General features: G+C 51.5%; 17 protein-coding genes and 3 tRNA genes. 12 read left to right on the forward strand and 8 right to left on the reverse strand.

The window, feature by feature from the left end:
- Nucleotides 1–464 precede the first annotated feature (464 nt).
- Nucleotides 465–887 (forward strand): RNA polymerase sigma factor, encoded by a 423-nt coding sequence (locus tag PG062_RS03230; RefSeq protein WP_270751106.1) that lies wholly within the window; start codon nt 465–467, stop codon nt 885–887.
- A gap of 91 nt (nt 888–978) precedes the next feature.
- A complete protein-coding gene (locus tag PG062_RS03235) occupies nt 979–1,455 on the forward strand; it encodes a hypothetical protein (RefSeq protein WP_270751107.1) in 477 nt (158 codons plus the stop codon).
- A 351-nt stretch (nt 1,456–1,806) separates the two neighbouring features.
- On the opposite strand, the gene PG062_RS03240 is transcribed toward PG062_RS03235, so the two are convergent.
- From PG062_RS03240 to PG062_RS03265, 6 genes are all read right to left on the reverse strand, one after another.
- Complete coding sequence (locus PG062_RS03240) at nt 1,807–2,856, reverse strand: RES family NAD+ phosphorylase (RefSeq protein ID WP_270751108.1); 1,050 nt, start codon at nt 2,854–2,856, stop codon at nt 1,807–1,809.
- On the reverse strand, nt 2,856–3,788 hold the full coding sequence (locus tag PG062_RS03245; protein WP_270751110.1) for a sce7725 family protein: 933 nt from the start codon (nt 3,786–3,788) through the stop codon (nt 2,856–2,858). Before PG062_RS03245 ends, PG062_RS03240 begins: the two co-directional genes overlap by 1 nt.
- Nucleotides 3,789–3,795: 7 nt before the next feature.
- Nucleotides 3,796–4,665, reverse strand: a complete 870-nt coding sequence (locus tag PG062_RS03250) for a sce7726 family protein (RefSeq protein ID WP_270751111.1) — start codon at nt 4,663–4,665, stop codon at nt 3,796–3,798.
- A gap of 300 nt (nt 4,666–4,965) precedes the next feature.
- Nucleotides 4,966–5,040 (reverse strand) — tRNA-Glu (locus PG062_RS03255).
- 813 nt (nt 5,041–5,853) lie between these two features.
- Nucleotides 5,854–5,928, reverse strand: a tRNA-Glu gene (locus PG062_RS03260).
- A 91-nt stretch (nt 5,929–6,019) separates the two neighbouring features.
- A tRNA-Met gene (locus tag PG062_RS03265) sits at nt 6,020–6,096 on the reverse strand.
- 418 nt (nt 6,097–6,514) lie between these two features.
- Here PG062_RS03265 and PG062_RS03270 point away from each other — a divergent pair.
- The 9 genes from PG062_RS03270 to PG062_RS03310 all read left to right on the forward strand — a co-directional run bounded on the left by PG062_RS03270 (nt 6,515) and on the right by PG062_RS03310 (nt 16,551).
- The gene (locus PG062_RS03270) at nt 6,515–6,892 is read left to right on the forward strand and encodes a Fur family transcriptional regulator (RefSeq protein WP_114000616.1); all 378 of its coding nucleotides are present in this window, start codon (nt 6,515–6,517) and stop codon (nt 6,890–6,892) included.
- 389 nt (nt 6,893–7,281) lie between these two features.
- On the forward strand, nt 7,282–8,520 hold the full coding sequence (locus tag PG062_RS03275; protein ID WP_114000615.1) for an argininosuccinate synthase: 1,239 nt from the start codon (nt 7,282–7,284) through the stop codon (nt 8,518–8,520).
- 288 nt (nt 8,521–8,808) lie between these two features.
- On the forward strand, nt 8,809–10,188 hold the full coding sequence (gene argH / locus PG062_RS03280; protein ID WP_270751113.1) for an argininosuccinate lyase: 1,380 nt from the start codon (nt 8,809–8,811) through the stop codon (nt 10,186–10,188).
- A 29-nt stretch (nt 10,189–10,217) separates the two neighbouring features.
- Nucleotides 10,218–11,153, forward strand: a complete 936-nt coding sequence (gene argC, locus PG062_RS03285; RefSeq protein WP_270751116.1) for an N-acetyl-gamma-glutamyl-phosphate reductase — start codon at nt 10,218–10,220, stop codon at nt 11,151–11,153.
- A gap of 119 nt (nt 11,154–11,272) precedes the next feature.
- On the forward strand, nt 11,273–12,502 hold the full coding sequence (argJ, locus tag PG062_RS03290; protein ID WP_270751117.1) for a bifunctional glutamate N-acetyltransferase/amino-acid acetyltransferase ArgJ: 1,230 nt from the start codon (nt 11,273–11,275) through the stop codon (nt 12,500–12,502).
- 430 nt (nt 12,503–12,932) lie between these two features.
- The gene (gene argB / locus PG062_RS03295) at nt 12,933–13,787 is read left to right on the forward strand and encodes an acetylglutamate kinase (RefSeq protein ID WP_270751118.1); all 855 of its coding nucleotides are present in this window, start codon (nt 12,933–12,935) and stop codon (nt 13,785–13,787) included.
- Between the two features lie 390 nt (nt 13,788–14,177).
- Nucleotides 14,178–15,356, forward strand: coding sequence for an aspartate aminotransferase family protein (locus PG062_RS03300; protein WP_270751119.1), 1,179 nt, complete (start codon nt 14,178–14,180; stop codon nt 15,354–15,356).
- 18 nt (nt 15,357–15,374) lie between these two features.
- Nucleotides 15,375–16,286, forward strand: a complete 912-nt coding sequence (gene argF / locus PG062_RS03305) for an ornithine carbamoyltransferase (RefSeq protein WP_270751121.1) — start codon at nt 15,375–15,377, stop codon at nt 16,284–16,286.
- Nucleotides 16,287–16,362: 76 nt separating this feature from the next.
- Nucleotides 16,363–16,551 carry a cupin domain-containing protein gene (locus PG062_RS03310; RefSeq protein WP_114001148.1) on the forward strand — a complete coding sequence of 63 codons (189 nt, stop codon included), beginning with the start codon at nt 16,363–16,365 and terminating at the stop codon, nt 16,549–16,551.
- 428 nt (nt 16,552–16,979) lie between these two features.
- Here PG062_RS03310 and PG062_RS03315 read toward each other — a convergent pair whose 3' ends face one another.
- Nucleotides 16,980–18,059 carry a branched-chain amino acid aminotransferase gene (locus tag PG062_RS03315; RefSeq protein WP_114001161.1) on the reverse strand — a complete coding sequence of 360 codons (1,080 nt, stop codon included), beginning with the start codon at nt 18,057–18,059 and terminating at the stop codon, nt 16,980–16,982.
- A gap of 263 nt (nt 18,060–18,322) precedes the next feature.
- On the opposite strand from PG062_RS03315, the gene PG062_RS03320 reads away from it, so the two are divergent.
- Nucleotides 18,323–18,982, forward strand: a complete 660-nt coding sequence (locus PG062_RS03320; RefSeq protein WP_114001160.1) for an HAD family hydrolase — start codon at nt 18,323–18,325, stop codon at nt 18,980–18,982.
- A gap of 465 nt (nt 18,983–19,447) precedes the next feature.
- On the opposite strand, the gene PG062_RS03325 is transcribed toward PG062_RS03320, so the two are convergent.
- A complete protein-coding gene (locus PG062_RS03325; protein WP_199488129.1) occupies nt 19,448–20,815 on the reverse strand; it encodes a PFL family protein in 1,368 nt (455 codons plus the stop codon).

Here is a 20,815-nt window from a genome sequence, read left to right on the forward strand (position 1 = left end):
ACATGGCTCCCTTTAATTGGTATGGTCGCCGCAATTATTTTAGTTGCCATAATCGTCCATGTAATACAAAAGAATAAAAAGTAAAACACCTGCCGCACGACGGCAAAAGAAAAAAGCCGTCGTACAGCAGAAGAATTTTAACACGCCTATTTTGAACCGGTGGCTTTTGAGTAATCAAAGCCGCCGGTTCTTTTTGTCTGCTAAATAGTTTTATCGTACATACGGTGGCGCTGAGAGGACACCGCTATGTGCTTGCCGTTTTATAGTTTTCGACCCTCTGACTCATCAAAAAAAGTCTGGTCATCTGTGGGGATTCTGCTACCTTAAAACATGAACTTTCTGTTCATGTTCGTGTTCCTTATTCTTCTTATTTGCCTATCCACGCTTTGTGGATAGGCACTTTTTGTTGCCGTGGTCCTCCAGCCTCCATCAGTTTGAAAAACTCAATCTGATGGAGGTAAAGCATGGCTTACAACAAGGCCAGAGCCGAAAAGGAATGGCTCGAATGGAAAAACAAAGAGGAAACCCAACTGCGAGAATTGGGTGTTGACGAGGATACTATTCAGTTCCTACACACCTATGATTGGGAGATGTTCAAGGCTGACAGGAACTATCGGCAACGGCACATCAATATAGGCACAATCCCGGAAATCGTGTCTGAGGATTCCTCTACCACACCGCGCAGCGTAGAGGATTTTCTCGACAATATCGAAGATGAACGCTTGTATCGGCTTCTTCGGGAAGTTGATTCACAGACTCTGCAAATGCTCTTTCTCAAAAGCCTTGGCTATACCGCAAAGGAAATCGAACAGAGAATCGGTATGCCGGAGTCTATGGTACATAATCGAATCAGCCGTCTGCGGAAAAAATATAAAAAAGATTTATAAAAATCAGAGGTTTTCCCTGTTCTCCGTGGCTATCTGGATGAAGGGGCGAATCAGCCACTTCTTAAAAATCACAAGTCAAGGAGTGTTTTCTATGCCAATCAGTAGCCAAGTTTCCGATATGTTGCCACATTACCACGATACCCTAATGCTTTTGAAAAAGTACCGTGACATTGCGTGGATCGTAGAGGTCTCCAGCCGCAATCTGCAAGAGGAATTTCGCGCAGAATACGGCTGTCCCGGCAGGGATGTTCTTAACAGTCTTGCACTTAACAAGACCGATGCCAGCCTTATGGATTGCTCCCAGTCTTTGGAACATAGCGCGAAGATGCTGCACATTATTGATTCCGCCGTTGATCTGATTCGGGAAAAGCACAAAAAGGGTGAGTTGTATTATTGGATTCTCTATTACGCCTACCTCTCACCGCACAAATATGAAAACAGCAGCGAAATTCTGCGCGCTCTTGAATCCAAAGCACCGCCTATTTCATTGCGCACCTACTATGCCCGCCGCGAGGAGGCTATTGAGCTTTTAAGCTCTGTTCTATGGGGCTATATCCCTATTGAGTAAATACCGCACTGAATCCGCACAGGCAAAGCCTTACATCCTGCACAGCCTTTCTGCTACAATATACCTATCAACCAAGCAATTTACATACTTCATCAAAGGAGTCTATTTTTGTCGCAGAAGCCTTCAGATAATACATCCACTGATACCCAGATTATCCCAACCATCAAAGACCCGCAGATTGACTCTTCCTACATAAATCAATTTGCGAAGTTTATTCTCCCCTATATCCAGCAAGATTACGAACGAGAACCCTTCAAGAAAAACGGCTCGTAAAATTCAATTTCCTTTCAGTAGTCCATATAGAGAAAACGGAGCACACCCATTACAGATGTGCTCCGTTTTTTAGATAAGTTATTTCTGCTGTCCATATGTAATTTTTTCATAAGAATAGCTGATATTATTAATCTCTACCGTATGAACCGCAACACATTCAAATATTGATTCATCAAAAACAGCAACATTTATGCCTTCTGTTCTCATAGTGCTCGTATAAGCGACTCCCGCATAGCCATTGCTTTTAATAAATTCTGTAATAAACTGTGTTGGCAGATATGCAAGTGCACTATCATTTCTTCTAAGCGGTTTTGCTATTTCATTTGCTATATCCCTAAAAATTTTTGTATTCGCAGAAAGCGATTCAATGTTGCTCGAATATAACACAGGGCTAATTTTATTTAATTCTGAAATGTTTACAACTCGAATTTCTTTTTTCAGTTGAAATGTTCCAATCGTCACATAATCGAATGTTCCCGCTCTTACCTCGCTCAATGCCGTTTGTTCATCAGATGTCAAATACAGAACGCCTATTCCCTCAGGATTTACACGTCCCGCCTTTCTCAAATGTGCCGGAGGCGCACCCATTTCACTCTTTTCGAACCCTTTTATATCATTGCAAATTCTCGCACGGTACAATTTCGTTCCCTTCGGATATTTTCTTATAGAGTATCCCAAAAAAGGTGAAAATCGGTCAGCCTTAAAATAATTGTTGTGGAATCGATTTTTTCTCTTTATAGCATTAGAGAACTCGCCCCATGTATGCCCTGAAAAAATTCCATATTCTTCAAGTTGTGCTCTGGGAATTTCTACAGAAACATTGTAATTTGCGCTACTGTCATCGTATATAGTGGAGCAAAAAGCCTCTATTAGTTTAGCTGAAGACGGAAGATCCTTTCTAAAAATATTCCAATCTTCGATTATTGCACTAAAAAGAGGTCTTCCCCGTTCATTTTCTTCGTAGACGCTCAAAACATCTGATATCAAATCTGATATATCCGTTGCTTCATCAACACTACAAACCGGAACCTGCTTTTCGCCACAGAAATCACAGTCTCCAATGTGACCATTATCTACAATTATCTTTTTTATTTGCTCATCTGAAAAACAGTTGGCACAACAATTCATTATTTTAAGTCTCCATCCAAATATCGTCCAACAAGTTCAAGATGATGCATAACAGAAAGCTTTTTTAGGGTAGGTAACCCTGGATACGTTTTATTCTTATAGTGCTCTAATAATGTGTTTAGGCCCATTGTCAGCTGGCGCTCTTGATTTTCAGTTATATACCATTCATAAAGCTTCGATACTGCTTCATAAAATTTCCCTGCGACATCCGTTATGTCATCATTAGAATCTGAGACAAAATGACGAATTCTTAGCGAATTATCATTTTCAAAATAGACTATATGAATCGCTACCGCATATGGTGCAAAGCCAGATTCGTTATACTCTTTTCCAATAATAGAGTAATCTCCAAATCCAACAAAATTGCTACCAGCAAATGCAATTTCGCTAAAATCCAAATGATCTCTAGAAAAGAATTCATCTTTCGGGTAATCTGCATTTCGGCTTCTTTTCCGGAATCTATCTTCAAAAAGGACTCTGTTTTTTATTGACATTTGCATTACATATCTGTCAAATGGACAAAGCGTATATCGAGCATCTTTCAACCCCATCGCTTCATACAACTGCTGCTTATCTTGATCATCCATTACAGTCAGCAGAGATTCCTTATTAAAATTTATCTCACTAAGTCTTTCAAGCGCCAATTGGGCATCACTATTAATGAGAATTCCTGGAAATGCCGTGCTTTGATATGTTGTCAAAACAGAACAAATTTCGTCCGATTTTCCAATAAGACCGCCCACATTCGGATTAACAATAATTCCAATTGGCAGTCCCGCATCATTAAAGGCTTTCAAAGCATTCTTCAGCGCAGGAATCTGCTTTATCGGTTCTATAACGGGAATAACCGATTTAGAAATCAATTTTTGAGATGCAAGTTCCTTTAGTGCTAGGAGTTCATATTGCCTTCCGCGAAAGTAGGGAAAATACATGGTATTACTACCTCCTGTATGGTGTATCCAGTAATTGATTAAGCATCGGCGTTTGTTTCTCTAAATTCGAAAAATATACTACAGCTTTCAGTTCTGGCCGTATCTTTCCAAATTGTTCGACTGTAATTTTGCTACGTTTTTTCATTTCCTGCAATGCCAGATGTTGTGCCTCTAAGATTGGAATTTCTTCAAATTTTTCTAAGCATACGCGGAAATGAAATACGGGATCCGTTTCTGGAACGAACCCAAAATACTCTTTCAATACACTTTCATATTCTTTTTTTCTTAAAAGTTTGAATATGCTAGAGTGTCTAAGATTTGCATTATATTCTACTGGTTCTTTGCTTCGTTCCTTACTAAATATTGTTCCTTGCTCCGACAATATGTAAATTCCTACTGCTTCCCCCATCTCGCCAAAAGAAGATAAGACATCTCGCACTTTTTCTTGCTCATGTATAGATGCAAGAACCGATACTTTATTAAATGCACAGAAATAATCCTGTAATTGATTATGAAGTCTACTAAAATTATCAAGATCCGACTTTATCTCATATACGCGCCCCTCACCATTTATCATAACAAAATCAGCAATCGAATGTTCGATTCTAACTTGAGAAAACGCAACCGTTGTGTTCACATTATGAATTCCGCAAAGCAACTTATTCAACAACGTATTCATATAAAAATATTCATTACGCTGTTGTTGATTAAGACGCGTATAGATTTCACTTATTAGTTGACCATGAGTTTTTCCGGAAGGATCTTCAACGTAGCGTTTCACAACATAGTCAAACACATCACTTTTCCCGTCCTGTACCAGATCGCTGATAACTTTTCGCGTGAAAACACGGTTAATTGCTCTACTATTATCAGCCACCTTAATCACCTACCCAGACAAACTCTAACAACCCACACTTACTATTGAATACCACTCTTAACTCGCAATAATTCATATAGCTTATATGATTAATATACCACAATTGCTCCTTAAAGTAAACAAAGAATCTTTTTTATCGCTGTACAGTCACATCTCAAACTGAAATTTTCAAATATAAGAGTGACAGTAATCGCATAGATTACTGTCACTTCTTGTGTACTATTTCGTATATAAATCATCAATACAAAAACAAAATCCGAACCCATTCTCATAAAGAATTAAGTTCGGATTATGCTGTCTTGGTGACCCGTGCGGGAATCGAACCCACGTTAACGGCGTGAGAGGCCGCTGTCTTAACCGCTTGACCAACGGGCCATGACCGCAAAAGATTGCTTGTATAATATACCAGATGAAACGCGGTTTGTCAACATATTTTTCAGGGCGAATGGGATAAAATGGAGAGAGATTTTTGGCCGGCAGCGTTATTCGGAAAATGTACGGTAGGTCACTGCGCCCGCAGTCGAACTTCAGAGGCCAACCAGACCGCTGATTCGGCTCTTGAGCCGGAATAAGCCGTTCCCTACAGAGCTTTTTATAATAGGCAGCAGGCAATGCAAGCAATCTGTAGGGCGGGATGCCCTCATCCCGCCGTGGAGAAACCTTTATCGACTGTGGCAAGCACTGCAAATGATTTGTAGGATCCGATGCTCGCATCGGGCTGTTGCCGCTCACCAAACTATACCTGCCAATTCCGCAAGGTTGCTGCGGGCTGATGACAAGCATCTGCCCCTACAAACAAAATCAAGGGCAATACCGCATAATTCTAAGTGCCGATACGGCGAGCGAGGTGCGGCAGATGCTAAGCCAAAAGCGCAGATAATACTGGATGCTGCAAAGGTGAGCGCCGCCAGTGGCGGAAACAGCGAACCGAAGCAGGGACAGCGGTCGCAGAGTGCGAGGGGCTTTTGCCCCCGAAGCACGATGCGGGTACCGCAACCCGACATTATCGAGCATTTTGGCAACGCAGATGCCGTGCCGCAGCCGCCGAAGCGGTGCTTAAGCCGTCAGGCGGGAATTGTGCGGTGCTGCCTTTACTTTATATATTCCAACCGCCAAAGATGTGGTATAATGTGTGGTACGAGGGCTAAAATACAAAAGAAAAAAGCCTTAGCTAACGCTAAGGCTTTTTGGTGACCCGTACGGGAATCGAACCCATGTTACAGCCGTGAAAGGGCCGTGTCTTAACCGCTTGACCAACGGGCCTAAGAGATACAGGATTTTGCTAAAACAGCAAGCAACTTACCAGTCACGATTGCAACCGGCCCCCAAGTATTTTAGCGAAACCCTGTATTTATGGTAGCGGTAACTGGATTTGAACCGGTGACACTTCGGGTATGAACCGAATGCTCTAGCCAACTGAGCTATACCGCCATGTGGTGTGCATCTCAAACGGTGCTCCATTAGTATACGGGTTTCGGCACCATTTGTCAAGCATTTTTTTGAATTTTTTCAAAAAGTTTTTTTCCCTTTTCTGCGCCGGCAGTGCTGCGGCACAAATAGCGCAGCCATGGGCTTTGCAGGCATCAGCTGGCAGCCATTCCCGGTGTTGTTCCGATTTTTGTTCCTGTATTATACACAATAGCGCAATAAAGTGCAGTACAAAATTCTTCATTTTTTCAGGTTTCACCCGGTTTGTTCATTTTATTTTAAGCTACGAAACTTTTTGCGGATTTTTCGCATTTAATATATTGACATAGTAGTACCCCAGTGTTAAAATAAGTTAAAAATCGGCGTTCGTTAAAAGTGTGTCGAAGATGAATCATCCGTAACTTTAAGGAGAACACTCGCTATGAAATATTCTTGGCAGCGCCAGATTATTCTGGAAACCATTCAAGAGCATAAAGAGCATCTTTCTGCGCAGCAGATTTACGGTTATGCCCGTGAGCGCTGCCCTCATATCAGCCTGGGCACGGTGTACCGCAACCTGAACACCCTGGCTGATAACGATATGATCGGCCGTGTTGGCATGATCAGCGGTGCCGAATGCTTTGACTGGGACCCCAACTCCCATGAGCATTTTTACTGCCGCAAGTGCCACAAGATCATTAACCTTGATCTGCCGGAAGGCGAGCTGAACGCCCTGATCAAAAATGTTCCCGGCCTGCGTATTGAAGGCCACTGCCTGACCGTGACCGGCGTTTGCGCCGAATGTGCCAGCAAAGAATAACTTTGCCGGGACAAAGCGCCACTGTCCTACCCTTGCAGGATCAATCCTTCCAACTTGTCATCATCTTTTCCTCTCCGCTCTTCCCCGTTTTGTGGGGAAGAGCTTTTTTGTACCCTTTGGCACTTTTCTGCATCCTTTTTCAACTGCGATATGCGGGCTTTATGCGGCAAATATTCAATTCTATGAATAAAAATGCAAATAATCCGTTTTGTTTTTTCCCTTTACGCCGCAAAATGCAAGCTCTAGAACAAAGTTATCTCTATAAGTTGAAATTTCCTTGTGCAATATGCCGTGTTGCAATTTGTTGCAGGGCGTGTATAATAAGAAGCATGAAATGAATAAATATTCAGCCACTTCGGCGGATAGAATTTTGAAAGAGGGCAGTTCTTATGAAAAAGAAAAAGGAAGATATTAAAAAGGTTGTTCTGGCTTACTCCGGCGGTCTGGATACCTCCATCATCATTCCCTGGCTGAAAGAGAACTACAACAACTGCGAAGTTGTTGCTGTTTCCGGCGACGTTGGCCAGGGCACTGAGCTGGACGGCCTGGAAGAAAAGGCCCTCAAGACCGGCGCTTCCAAGCTGTACGTTCTGGACCTGAAGAAAGATTACGTTGAAAACTACATCTGGCCCTGCCTGAAAGCCGATGCCAAGTACGAAGAGTACCTGCTGGGCACTTCTCATGCTCGTCCGTGCATCGCAAAGGCACTGGCTGAGATTGCCAAGAAAGAGAATGCCGATGCCATCTGCCATGGCTGCACCGGCAAGGGCAACGACCAGGTTCGTTTTGAGCTGGCCCTAAAAGCACTGGCCCCCGAAATGGCCATCATCGCCCCGTGGCGTGAGTGGGACATCAAGAGCCGTGACGAAGAGATCGATTACGCCGAGGCACACAACATTCCCCTGCGTATCAACCGTGAGACCAACTACTCCAAGGACAAGAACCTGTGGCATCTGAGCCACGAGGGTCTGGACCTCGAAAAGCCCTCTCTGGAGCCGCAGTACAACAAGCCCGGCTTCCTGGAGCTGGGTGTTTCCCCGGAGCAGGCACCGGATACCCCGTCCTATGTTACCATCCACTTTGAGAAGGGCATTCCCACCGCTGTGGACGGCAAGGAGATGGACGGTGTTGCCCTGATTGAGTACCTGAACAAGATCGGCGGCGAGAATGGCATTGGCCAGCTGGATATCGTTGAGAACCGTCTTGTCGGCATGAAGAGCCGCGGCGTGTACGAAACCCCCGCCGGCACCATCCTGTACAAGGCTCACAACGTTCTGGAAACCATCACCATCGACAAGGATGCTTTCCACTTCAAGGAGTCCGTTGCTCAGAAGATGGGCGAGCTGGTTTACGATGGCAAGTGGTTCACCCCGCTGCGTGAAGCCCTGAGCGCATTCACCGACGACCTGCAGAAGACCGTTACCGGTGATGTGAAACTGAAGCTGTACAAGGGCAACCTGATCAACGCTGGTGTTACCAGCCCGTTCACCCTGTACGATGAGCAGACTGCTTCCTTCGGCGAGGATGAGGATTACGATCAGTTTGATGCAAACGGCTTTATCAACCTGTTTGGCCTGCCCATTGCTGAGCGCGCCAAGCTGGCAAAGAACTGGCCGGAAGTAAAGTAATCGCATTTTTCCATTAACAAAACTGCCGCCAGGGAGGCATTGACCCCCTTGGCGGCTTTGGCGTTCCAGTATATACTATAAAAAGAAAAAAGAATAATGAATAAATAATAATGATGGTGGACCGCCGTGCCTGCGGCACAGCTCAAAAAAAGCCAAGGTCGCAGCAAACATCAGACTGAGCCCCCATTAAAAGGCTGTATCTATTTTATTTGCGCGCGCGGCGCGCACACCAACATTTTTCATTATTCTTTATTCTCTATTCATTACAATAACACCGGAGGTTTTCTTATGCCCCAACTTTGGCAGGGACGTTCCAGCAAAGCGGTGGACAGCCGCGTGAACGACTTTAACTCTTCCATCCGCTTTGATGCGCGGATGATCGAACAGGATATCCACGGCAGCATGGTACACTCTGCTATGCTGGGCAAGCAGGGCATCATCTCCCAGCAGGATGTGGACGATATCCACAAGGGCCTGCAATCCATTTTGAACGATCTGCACAACGGCGCGTTGGAGATTGACCCCAATGCCGAGGATGTGCACACCTTTGTGGAGCAGACTCTGACCGCCCGCGTGGGCGATGCTGGCAAGCGGCTGCACACCGGCCGCAGCCGCAACGACCAGGTTGCGCTGGATATCCGCCTGAACCTGCGGGAAGCATCGCTCCACTTGCAGGGGCAGATCAAGGAATTGATCCTGACCATCTGCGACCAGGCAGAAAAATCTTCTTCCTATGTTATGCCCGGTTACACCCATCTGCAGCGCGCCCAGCCGGTCACCTTTGGCCACCAGCTGATGGCTTACGCCTGGATGCTGCTGCGCGACCTAGGCCGCATGCAGGACGCCACCGCCCGCATGGACGCTGAGTGCCCGTTGGGCTCCGGCGCTCTGGCTGGCACCACCTACCCGCTGGACCGTTTTTATACGGCACAGGAGTTGGGCTTTGCTGCTCCCTGCGGCAACTCGATCGATGGCGTATCTGACCGCGATTTCTGCATTGAGCTGACCAGCGCCATGGCCACCTGCATGATGCATCTGTCCCGCCTGTCGGAAGAGATCATCCTGTGGTGCAGCTGGGAGTTCAAGTTCATTGAGCTGGACGACGCTTTCACCACCGGTTCTTCCATTATGCCGCAGAAGAAAAACCCGGACGTGACCGAGCTGATCCGCGGCAAGACCGGCCGCGTTTACGGCGACCTGAACACCCTGCTGGTTATGATGAAGGGCCTCCCCCTCGCCTACGACAAGGACATGCAGGAGGACAAGGAAGCCGTATTTGACGCGGTGGACACTTTGGAGCTGTGCTTAAAAACCATCACCCCGATGCTGGCCACCATGACGCCGCTGCCCGCCAACATGCGCCGCGCCGCCGCCAAGGGCTTTATCAACGCAACGGACTGCGCCGACTACCTGACCAAGAAAGGCATGCCGTTCCGCGATGCTTACAAATGCACCGGCACCATGGTGGGTGCCTGCATCCGGGCAGACAAAACGCTGGAAGAGCTGACGCTGGACGAATTCAAGCAGTACAGTGATCTGTTTGAGGCGGACATCTATGACGCCATTGACCTGACGCACTGCTGCGAGGGCCGCACCAGTTACGGCGGCCCCACTCAGGCCAGCGTGCTGAAACAGATCGCGGATGTAAAAAGCAAAATCAACTGCTGAACGCTGTAATAGATAGGGGTTTGTTTGGGATGGCTAAGTATAAAATTTTTGTGGATGGTTCTTCCGGCACAACCGGCCTGCGCATTGCGGACCGCCTGGCCACACGGGATGAATTTGAGATCCTGCACATTTCCGAAGCCGACCGCAAGGATGTAAACGCCCGCGCTGCCGTGATTAACCAGAGCGATCTGAGCTTTTTGTGCCTGCCGGATGCTGCAGCCAGGGAGGTTGTGCCCCTGCTGCGCCCCGATGTGCGTATTCTGGACACTTCTACCGCACACCGCACCGCGCCGGATTGGGTGTATGGCCTGCCGGAGCTGCATGGCAAACGGGATGCTCTGCGCACCGCCAACCGCGTGGCTGTTCCGGGCTGCTATGCCACCGGCTTTATCACGCTGGTGGCCCCGCTGGTGGAGCTTGGCCTGCTGGCTGCAGATTATCCGCTGACCTGCCACGGGCTTTCCGGTTATTCCGGCGCAGGCAAAAGTGGCATTGCCCAGTACCGCGACCCGGAGCGCGACATTGCCTTTGAAAGCCCGCGCCCCTACGGCTTAACGCTGGATCACAAGCACCTGCCGGAAATGCAGAAGATCTGCGGCCTTGCGGAGCCGCCGGTGTTCTGTCCCATTGTGGATGACTACTACTGCGGCATGGAAGTTACCGTTCCCCTGCGTCTGGACCTTGTGGGCCACAGCGCTGAGGAGCTGGCCACCGCTTTGCAGGAGTATTACGCAGGCGAAACCATGATCAAGGTGCACGCTTTGGGCACTGCCCCCAAGTTCCTGCCCGCCAATGCGCTGGCCGGCAAGGACACCTTGGAAATTTACCCTACTGTTTCCCCCGACGGCAAGCGGATGCTGCTCATCAGCCTGCTGGACAACCTTGGCAAAGGCAGCTCCGGTGCCGCCGTGCAGTGCATGAACATCATGCTGGGGCTGGAGGAAACGAAAGGGCTGGAACTTTAATTAAGAATTAGAAATGAGAAATTAGCAATTTTTACACCGCCAAGTGAATCCTTCAATTTCTCATTGCTCATTCCTAATTTCTAATTTTGATGTTATTTGTGGGAAAGAGGAAAAGTAACATGGCAAAGTATAAGGTCATTCCCGGCGGCGTTTGTGCCGCCAAGGGTTTTTCTGCTTCCGGCGTACATGCCGGGTTCCGGGCCAATCCCAACAAGCTGGATCTGGCCATCATCAAGGCGGATGTACGCTGTGCCGCTGCCGGTGTTTACACCACCAACAAGGTGTATGGCGCCCCCATCAAGGTTGACCGCGCCCACCTGGTGGACGGCCACGCACAGGCTGTTCTGGTGAACAGTGGCAACGCCAACACCTGCGCCGCCAACGGTGTGGATCTGGCCAATGAGTGCTGCGCCCTGGTGGCCCAGCAGCTGGGCATTGCAGCCGAGGATGTTCTGCCGGCTTCCACCGGCGTTATCGGCCAGCCCATGACGATTGACCCGTTCGCCCGCGGTATTCCCGCCGCAGCGGCCAGGCTGCAGGCCAGCGCCGAGGGCAGCAGCGAAGCTGCCAAGGCCATTATGACCACCGATACTTACGAGAAAGAATATGCCATTGAATTTGAGCTGGCCGGCAAAACCTGCCGCCTTGGCGCGATCGGCAAGGGCAGCGGCATGATTGCCCCCAACATGGCCACCATGCTGGCGTTCTACACCACCGATGCTGCCGTCAGCCCGGAGCTGCTGCAAAAGGCACTGCGCGCCGTTGTGCCCACTACCTACAACCAGATGAGCGTTGACCTGGATACCTCCACCAACGATACCTTGCTGCTGCTGGCTTCCGGCCTGGCGGGCAACGAGCCTGTTGTGACCGAAGGCCCGGAGTATGACAAATTCCTGGCTGCCCTGGGCGCTGTGGCGGAGCATATGTGCGCCCTGCATGCTTCTGACGGCGAGGGTGCCACCCACCTGATCACCTGCGAAGTGACCCACGCCCCCACCCACGAGATTGCCCGCGCCGTGGCAAAGAGCGTTGTCTGCTCCAACCTGTTCAAGGCCGCCGTGTTTGGCCGCGACGCCAACTGGGGCCGCATCCTGTGCGCCATCGGCTATACGCCGGGGGATTTTTCCATCGACAAGGTCAGCGTGCGCATTGCCAGCAAGGCAGGCGAGGTGTTTGTGTGCGAAAACGCCGCCTACCATCCGTTCAGCGAGGACGAAGCCTATGCGGTTCTGGGCGAGCACGACATCCTGGTCAAAGTCGATATGGGCACCGGCGAAGCCAGCGGCAAAGCCTGGGGCTGCGATCTGACCTATGACTATGTTAAGATCAACGGCGATTACCGGACCTGATTTTGCAATTAGAAATTAGGAATGAGGAACGAGCAATGAACGGCTCGTTTAGGCCTGTAGCTTTTAGGCATCACCGCACAATTCCCGCCTGACGGCTTAAGCACCGCTCCGACGGCTGCGGCACGGCATCTGCGTTGCCAAAATGCTCGATAATGTCGGGTTGCGGTACCCGCATCGTGCTTCGGGGGCAAAAGCCCCTCGCACTCTGCGACCGCTGTCCCTGCTTCGGTTCGCTGTTTCCGCCACTGGCGGCGCTCACCTTTGCAGCATCCAGTATTATCTGCGCTTTTGGCTTAGCATCTGCCGTACCTCACTCGCCGTATCGGCACTTAGAATTATGCGGTATTGCCTTTAATTTGTGCGCGCAGCGCACACCGCCAACTCCTAACTCCTAACTTATCTTGCTACTTTTACGTTTGGGGAGCGATTTATGAAAAACGAGGAAATGGCGCTGCTTTTTTCGGAAGCCACGCCCTACATCCAGAAATATCACGGCAAAACCCTGGTGATCAAATACGGCGGCAATGCCATGGTAAACGAGGAATTGAAACTGGCCGTTATGAACGACCTTGTCACCCTGACCCTGCTGGGTGTGCGCGTTGTGCTGGTACACGGCGGCGGCCCGGCCATCAACCAGATGCTGAACCGCGTGGGCAAGGAATCCAAGTTTGTCAACGGCCTGCGTTATACCGATAAAGAAACCATGAGCATTGTGCAGCAGGTTCTGGCCGGTCAGGTCAACAAGGATCTGGTTGCGTTGCTCAAGGGCCGCGGCGTTGGCCTGTGTGGTCTGGACGGCCACACCATCACCTGCTCCCGCAAGAGTGATGTAGACCTAGGCTATGTGGGCAACGTGGAAAAAGTGGACACCACCCTGATTGAGCACCTGCTCAACGATGGCTTTATCCCGGTCATTGCCACGGTTGGCATGGATGAAAACGGCATTGCCTACAACATCAACGCCGATACTGCTGCAGCCGCCATTGCTATTGCCCTGCACGCCGAAAAGTTCGTTTCCATGACGGATATTGTCGGCCTGCTGTATGACAAGGACGATGAATCCACCCTGATCCCCGAAGTGGAGATTTCCGAGATAGAGGGCTACAAGGCACATGGCGTCATCTCCGGCGGCATGATCCCCAAAATTGAGGGCATGGCCGATGCCATTTATGAGGGTGTGCATGAGGCTGTTATCATTGATGGCCGTGTTCCTCATTCTGTTCTGCTGGAAATGTTCTCTGACCGTGGTTCCGGCACCCTGTTCTACCGCCGCGGCAACCGATGATTTAATTTCACGGGGATTTATGGGGGATTTTGTACCTTTTTTGAAAAAAAGGTACCGAAAAAACTTCCAATATATTATAATATAAGAATAGTGCAAGCTGGCCGTGGGTACATAGCATGTACTTACGGCACAGTTATTCATTCGCCTATTTTTTAGGGCAATACCGCATAATTCTAAGTGCCGATACGACGAGCGAGGTGCGGCAGATGCTAAGCCAAAAGCGCAGATAATACTGGATGTCTTATCGAGCATTTTGGCAACGCAGATGCCGTGCCGCAGCCGCCGGAGCGGTGCTTAAGCCGTCAGGCGGGAATTGTGCGGTGCTGCCTTAGGTTTATTCCTGAATAATCCGGCTGCCAACCATTCCAGACCTCCCAAGGAGGGAATACCATGAATACCGAAAAAGTCATCAAACGTGACCAGAAATACATCATGCACACCTATGCCCGCAGCCCGCTGGTGCTGGAGCACGGCGAGGGCATGTATGCCTATGATGCAGACGGCAAAGCCTATCTGGACTTTACCTCCGGCATTGGCGTAAACGCGCTGGGCTACTGCCACCCGGCCTGGGTACAGGCCGTTACCATGCAGGCCACCCGTTTGCAGCATTCTTCCAACCTGTATTACACCGCCCCCTGCGGCAAGCTGGCCAAGCGGCTGTGCGCCCGCACCGGGCTTGACCAGGTGTTTTTCGGCAACTCTGGTGCCGAAGCCAACGAAGGTGCCATCAAGTGCGCCCGCAAATACAGTGTGACCACCTATGGTCCCGACCGCAACAAAGTTCTGACGCTGGTCAACTCGTTCCATGGCCGCACCCTTGCCACCCTGACCGCCACCGGCCAGGATGTTTTCCACAAGGATTTCGGCCCCTTCCCCGCTAACTTCGGCTACATCCCCGCCAACGATTTTGACACATTCAAGGCCGCTGTGGATGATTCTGTCTGCGCTGTTATGATGGAGATGGTACAGGGCGAAGGCGGCGTGGTTGCGCTGGACGCCGACTATGTGCAGAGCGTTGCCGACTACTGCCACGCCCACGATATTTTGATTATTGTGGACGAAGTACAGACCGGCGTGGGCCGTACCGGCACTTTCTTGGCCTGCGAGCAGTTCGGCCTGAAGCCGGATCTCGTCACCCTGGCCAAGGGGCTGGGCGGCGGTCTGCCCATCGGTGCCGTACTGGCAAGCAAAAAGGTTGCCGATACCATGGGTCCCGGCTCTCACGGTTCCACCTTTGGCGGCAACCCGGTCGTCTGTGCAGGCGGCTGCGCTGTGCTGGATGCCATGGATGATGCGTTCATGCGCAACGTCAACGCCCGCGCTGCCCAGCTGCGGGAGGGTCTTGCCTCTCTGCCGCATGTCGCATCTGTCAGCGGCATGGGCCTGATGGTCGGCATTGCCTTTGCCGATGACGTAAAAGCCGCCGATGTGCGTGCTGCCTGCGAGCGCAAGGGCCTTCTGGTGCTGACCGCCAAGACCCGCCTGCGCCTGCTGCCCCCGCTGATTTTGAGCGAAGCAGACGTTGCCAAGGCACTGGCTATTCTGGATGACGTGCTTTCATCCATGTAACTGATCAGGAGGGTTTTCATGGAGCATTTACTCAAGTTAAGCAGCCTGACCCCCGATGAGATCATCCACATTCTGGATGTCGCCGATGAATACAAGCGCCTGCACAAAGCAGGCACTGACCCCAAGGATCTGCAGGGCAAGGCCATTGCCCTGATGTTTGGCAAGCATTCCACCCGCACCCGCACCAGCCTGGAGGTCGGCATCTACCAGATGGGCGGCCTTGGCACCTATCTGAGCGCCGCTGACATGCAGATCGCCCGCGGCGAGCCGATCCAGGATACCGCCCGCGTGCTGGGCCGCTATTACGATGCTATTGTGTACCGCACCTTTAAGCAGAGTGATGTGGACGCCCTGGCCAGGTACAGCGGCGTGCCGGTAGTTTCCGGCATGACCGATTACGCCCATCCCCTGCAGGTGTTGACTGACCTGATGACGGTGCGGGAGTACAAGGGCAAACTGGCCGGGCTGAAAGCCGGTTTTGTGGGCGATGGCTACAACATGGCCAACAGCCTGATCGTGGGCTGCCTGATGATGGGCATGGACTTTACCATTGCCTGCCCGAACGGCTACCGTCCCTCCGCCGATGTGCTCTTCTTTGCGCGGGAATATGGCGACCACTTTAAGCTGACCACCGCCCCGGACGAAGCCGCCCGCGGTGCCGATGTGCTGTTCACCGATGTGTGGACCAGCATGGGCATGGAGCGCGAAACCGAGCGCCGCCGCCGGGATTTCAGCGGCTTCTGCCTGGATGCAGCCCGCATGGCACTGGCCAAGCCGGACTGTATCGTGCAGCATCCCCTGCCCGCCCACCGCGGCGAGGAGATCACCCCCGACGTTTTTGAAACCCACGCAGACGAGATTTTTGATGAAGCCGAAAACCGCCTGCATGTAGAAAAAGCCGTGCTGGGCATTTTGCTGGCCGGCAAATAACGCATAACCCTTTGCACCGCCCGCCCCCCTGGGGTTGGCGGTGCTTTTGTTTTTTTACTGGTAAGATACCACTTTGATGTGGTACTCATTTTTCGCCATTCTGCGCCACGCGGCAAGCTGTTCCACTGTGGGGGTGGCAAAGGATGCGCTGGGCTTTTCAAGCCCCAGCTGCGCGTATTACCATGCCGACCAGTGCCACACCTACCATAACCCCGGCAGCACGCCAACCCGCGCGGCCATGGTGATCCAATATACCGCACAATAAAAAAGGCAAAAAATAAAACCCGAACGGCCACTGCCCCGTTCGGGTTTTATTAAAAAGAAGGAGAAAAACAGAGCGTCCCCGATTTTTGCCTTAAAACGATAACCCACCCCTCTACTGATGAGCTCGTAAGCTCAATCCGGGGCGCTCTGGCAAGCCTCTTCTTTTTAGGGAAATACTTAATTAAAAAACAAAATGCGCCTTGGAAGCAGCGGATCTGCTATTCCAAAGCGCCTTTGCTTCTTGCTAGTATAATACAATATTCCCGCACAAAATGCAAGGGGTTCAATGTACAACCTGCAAAAATTATGCACTGCATTTTTGTGCAGTTTTACCATGTGTTTTCGCGTGGTGTACAAAATAAAACAGCGCACGGAGCTGCACTTTGTGCCGTTCCGTGCGCTGTTGTTTTTATTCAGTTCCGGGCCGAATCAGACCTTCGGTTCAACCTTGACGGTCCAGCCCTTGGTATCAGGCAGCTTCCCCCACTGGATACCGGTCAGGGTATCGTACAGCTTCTGGGTCAGGGGGCCGATCTTGCCGCCGCTGATGTTGGCAACCTTGCCTTCCCAATCCAGCTCCTTAACGGGGCTGACAACAGCTGCGGTGCCGGTGCCGAACACTTCTTCCAGCTTGCCTTCCTCGGCAGCCTTCATCACATCAGCAATGGCCAGTTTGCCCTCGATAACCTCGTAACCCCAATCCTTGAGCAGCTCAATGATGGAGCGGCGGGTAACGCCGGGCAGAACAGTGCCGGTGCAGGCAGCGGTGTAGATCTTGCCGTCGATCTTGAACATGATGTTCATAGAGCCGACTTCTTCCACATACTTCTTCTCAACGCCATCCAGCCACAGAACCTGGCTGAAGCCCTTTTCCTCGGCAAGCTCGCCAGCCTTGATGGAAGCAGCGTAGTTGCCGCCGCACTTGGTAAAGCCGGTCAGGCCCGGGGCTGCACGGATGTACTCGTCCTCAACATAAATGCGGACGGGATCCAGGCCCTCGGCATAGTAAGCGCCGGAAGGTGCGCAGATGATGCAGAACAGGTAATGCTTGGAAGCATGCACGCCCAGGCCGACATCGTTTGCAAACACGAACGGGCGGATGTACAAGCTTGCGCCGTCGCTGTGGGGAACCCAGTCACGGTCAACGTCAACCAGGGTCTCAACAGCCTGAACAAAATCCTCAACCGGGATCTTGGGGATGCAGAGACGGTCAGCAGAATCCTGGAAACGCTTTGCATTGCAATCGGGGCGGAACAGCTGCACACTGCCGTCAGCAGTGCGGTAGGCCTTCATGCCCTCAAAAATTTCCTGTGCGTAATGGAACACCACGGTAGCGGGGTCCATCGGCAGGGAGGCATACGGCACAACGCGGGCGTCATGCCAGCCTTCACCGGCGGTATAGTCCATCAGGAACATATGGTCGGTAAAAATCTTGCCGAAGCCAAGCTTGCTTTCGTCCTGCGGCTTTGCCTTCGGTTCAGTAGTACGAACAATTTTGATATCCAACATTATTTCCTACTCTCCTTATTCAGCACCGCATGAAGGTTCGCACAAACCTGATTGTGGTGCGAAATTGTAATTATTATAACGCTCTAAAGTGGCAAATACAAGAGCTATTTTCCCGCTTTCTGCACACATTTGCAGCTTTTATGCAAAATTTGACTACTTTTTGATTGCACCACCCCATTTTATGGGGTACAATAATAGCATAAGTCGCGCCCGGCCACAGCGCCGGGCAGCATTTGCAAAGACAAGAAGAGGGATCACACACTATGGCACCGAAAGTAAAAGGCGTTATTTTTGATATGGACGGCCTGATGTTTGACACGGAGCGCATCTGGGACCAGTTCTGGAGCCCCTGCTGCCGCAAGATGAGCCTGCCGGACCCGCCGCCGGAGTTTTATTCCAATGGCCGCGGCCTGGCCGGGGAGCACCAGCTCCAGTACATTGCCGGCTATTACGGCGACAAAGCCGAGGAACTGCTGCATGCCGTGTGGGCATACGGCGGCGAGCAGATCAAAAAGGGCGTGCCCTGCAAGCCCGGCCTGAAAGAACTGCTGTCCTACCTGGAAGATCTGGGCATGCCCCGCATTGTGGCAAGTTCCAGCCCGCGCACCATGGTCGAGCTGAATTTGCAGACCACCGGCACCGCCCGCTATTTCCATGATATCGTGTGCGGCAACGAGGTCAAGCTCTGCAAACCCGCGCCGGATATCTTTCTGGAAGCCGCCCGCCGCATTAAGGTGGACATCCATGACTGCATGGTGCTGGAGGACAGCCACAACGGCATCCGCGCCGGCCACGCCAGCGGTGCCGAAACCGTGATGGTGCCCGACCTTTTGCCCGTAACCGACGAAATGCGCAGCCTGTATGACGATTGCTGCAAGGACCTGTTTGAGGTAAAGGCAAAGATGGAGCAGGGAGTGCTTTGATTGGGAATTAGGGCAACACCGCACAATTCCCGCCTAGCGGCTTAAGCACTGCTTCGGCGGCTGCGGCACGGCATCTGCGTTGCCAAAATGCTCGATAATGTCGGGTTGCGGTACCCGCATCGTGCTTCGGGGGCAAAAGCCCCTCGCACTCTGCGACCGCTGCCCCTGCTTCGGTTCGCTGTTTCCGCCACTGGCAGCGCTCACCTTTGCAGCATCCAGTATTATCTGCGCTTTTGGCTTAGCATCTGCCGCACCTCGCTCGCCGTATCGGCACTTAGAATTATGCGGTATTGCCTTAAAAAACATTTGTAGGGGCCGACGGCAAGCATCGGCCCCTACAAATTGTATAGAAACCATCCTCATTCCTGCATCTTTCACATTCAATATACTATACAAAAGAGCCATACCAGGCGCTTCTCCTGCCTGGTATGGCTCTTTTGTATATATTATTTATTGATTGATTCTTTAATTTTTCAATGCCTGCATCGGTGCGGGAATGCGGCCGCCGCGGTGGATCATAACGGCGGGGCTGTACTGGCTGATGGGCATGATGGGGGCGTGGCCCAGCAGGCCGCCAAAGTCCAGAACATCGCCGGCCTTGTGGCCAATGGCGGGGATCACGCGCACAGCGGTGGTCTTGCTGTTGACCATGCCGATGGCGGCTTCGTCTGCAATCAGACCGCTGATGACCTCGGCGGTGGTATCGCCGGGGATAACCACCATGTCAATGCCAACGGAGCAGACGGCGGTCATGGCTTCCAGCTTTTCCAGCGTCAGGCTGCCGCATTCGGCTGCCTTGATCATGCCGTCATCCTCAGATACCGGGATGAATGCGCCGGACAGGCCGCCCACATGGTTGGATGCCATTACGCCGCCCTTTTTCACGGCGTCGTTCAGCATGGCAAGGCAGGCGGTGGTGCCGCAGCAGCCGCAGCTTTCCAGACCCATTTCTTCCAGAATGTTGGCAACACTATCGCCAATAGCCGGGGTCGGCGCCAAGGACAGATCAATGATGCCCGCGGGCACACCCAGCTGTTCGCTGGCCAGGTTGGCCACCAGCTGGCCCAAACGGGTGATTTTGAACGCCGTGCGCTTGACAAGCTCTGCCACCTGATCCATCGGGGCATCCTTGGGCAGCTTGGCCAGAGCGGCGCGCACCGCACCGGGGCCGGAAACGCCGACATGGATCTCGCAGTCCGGCTCTCCAGGGCCGTGGAAAGCACCGGCCATAAACGGGTTATCTTCGGGTGCATTGCAGAAAACCACCAGTTTGGCATCGCCCATGCACATGTTATCTTTGGTCAGCTCGGCGGTCTGGCGCACCACGCGGCCCATCAGGCCAACGGCGTCCATATTGATGCCGGATTTGGTGGAACCGATGTTGACGCTGGAGCAGACCAGGTCGGTTTCGGCCAGTGCACGGGGAATGCTTTCGATCAAACGCACATCGCCGGCGGAAAAGCCCTTATGCACCAAAGCACCGTAACCGCCGATAAAGTTGACGCCGACCGCCTTGGCAGCGGCATCCAGCGTTTTGGCAAACCACACGGGGTCGGCGTCCGGTGCAGCGCCCAGCAGCATGGCGATGGGCGTTACGCTGATGCGCTTGTTGACAATGGGAATGCCATAGTCCGCGCTGATCTTGTTGACAACGGGAACCAGGTTCCCCGCCAGACGGGTGATTTTGTTATAGATTTTCTCACAGGCTTTTTTGCCATCGGGATCAATGCAGTCCAACAGGCTGATGCCCATGGTAACGGTACGCACATCAAGGTTTTCTGCGGTCAGCATCTCGATGGTTTCCAAGATATCGCCGCTGTTCAGAATTTTCAT

The organism is Gemmiger qucibialis (genome assembly GCF_027689445.1).
Classification (GTDB): Bacteria; Bacillota; Clostridia; order Oscillospirales; family Ruminococcaceae; genus Gemmiger; species Gemmiger qucibialis.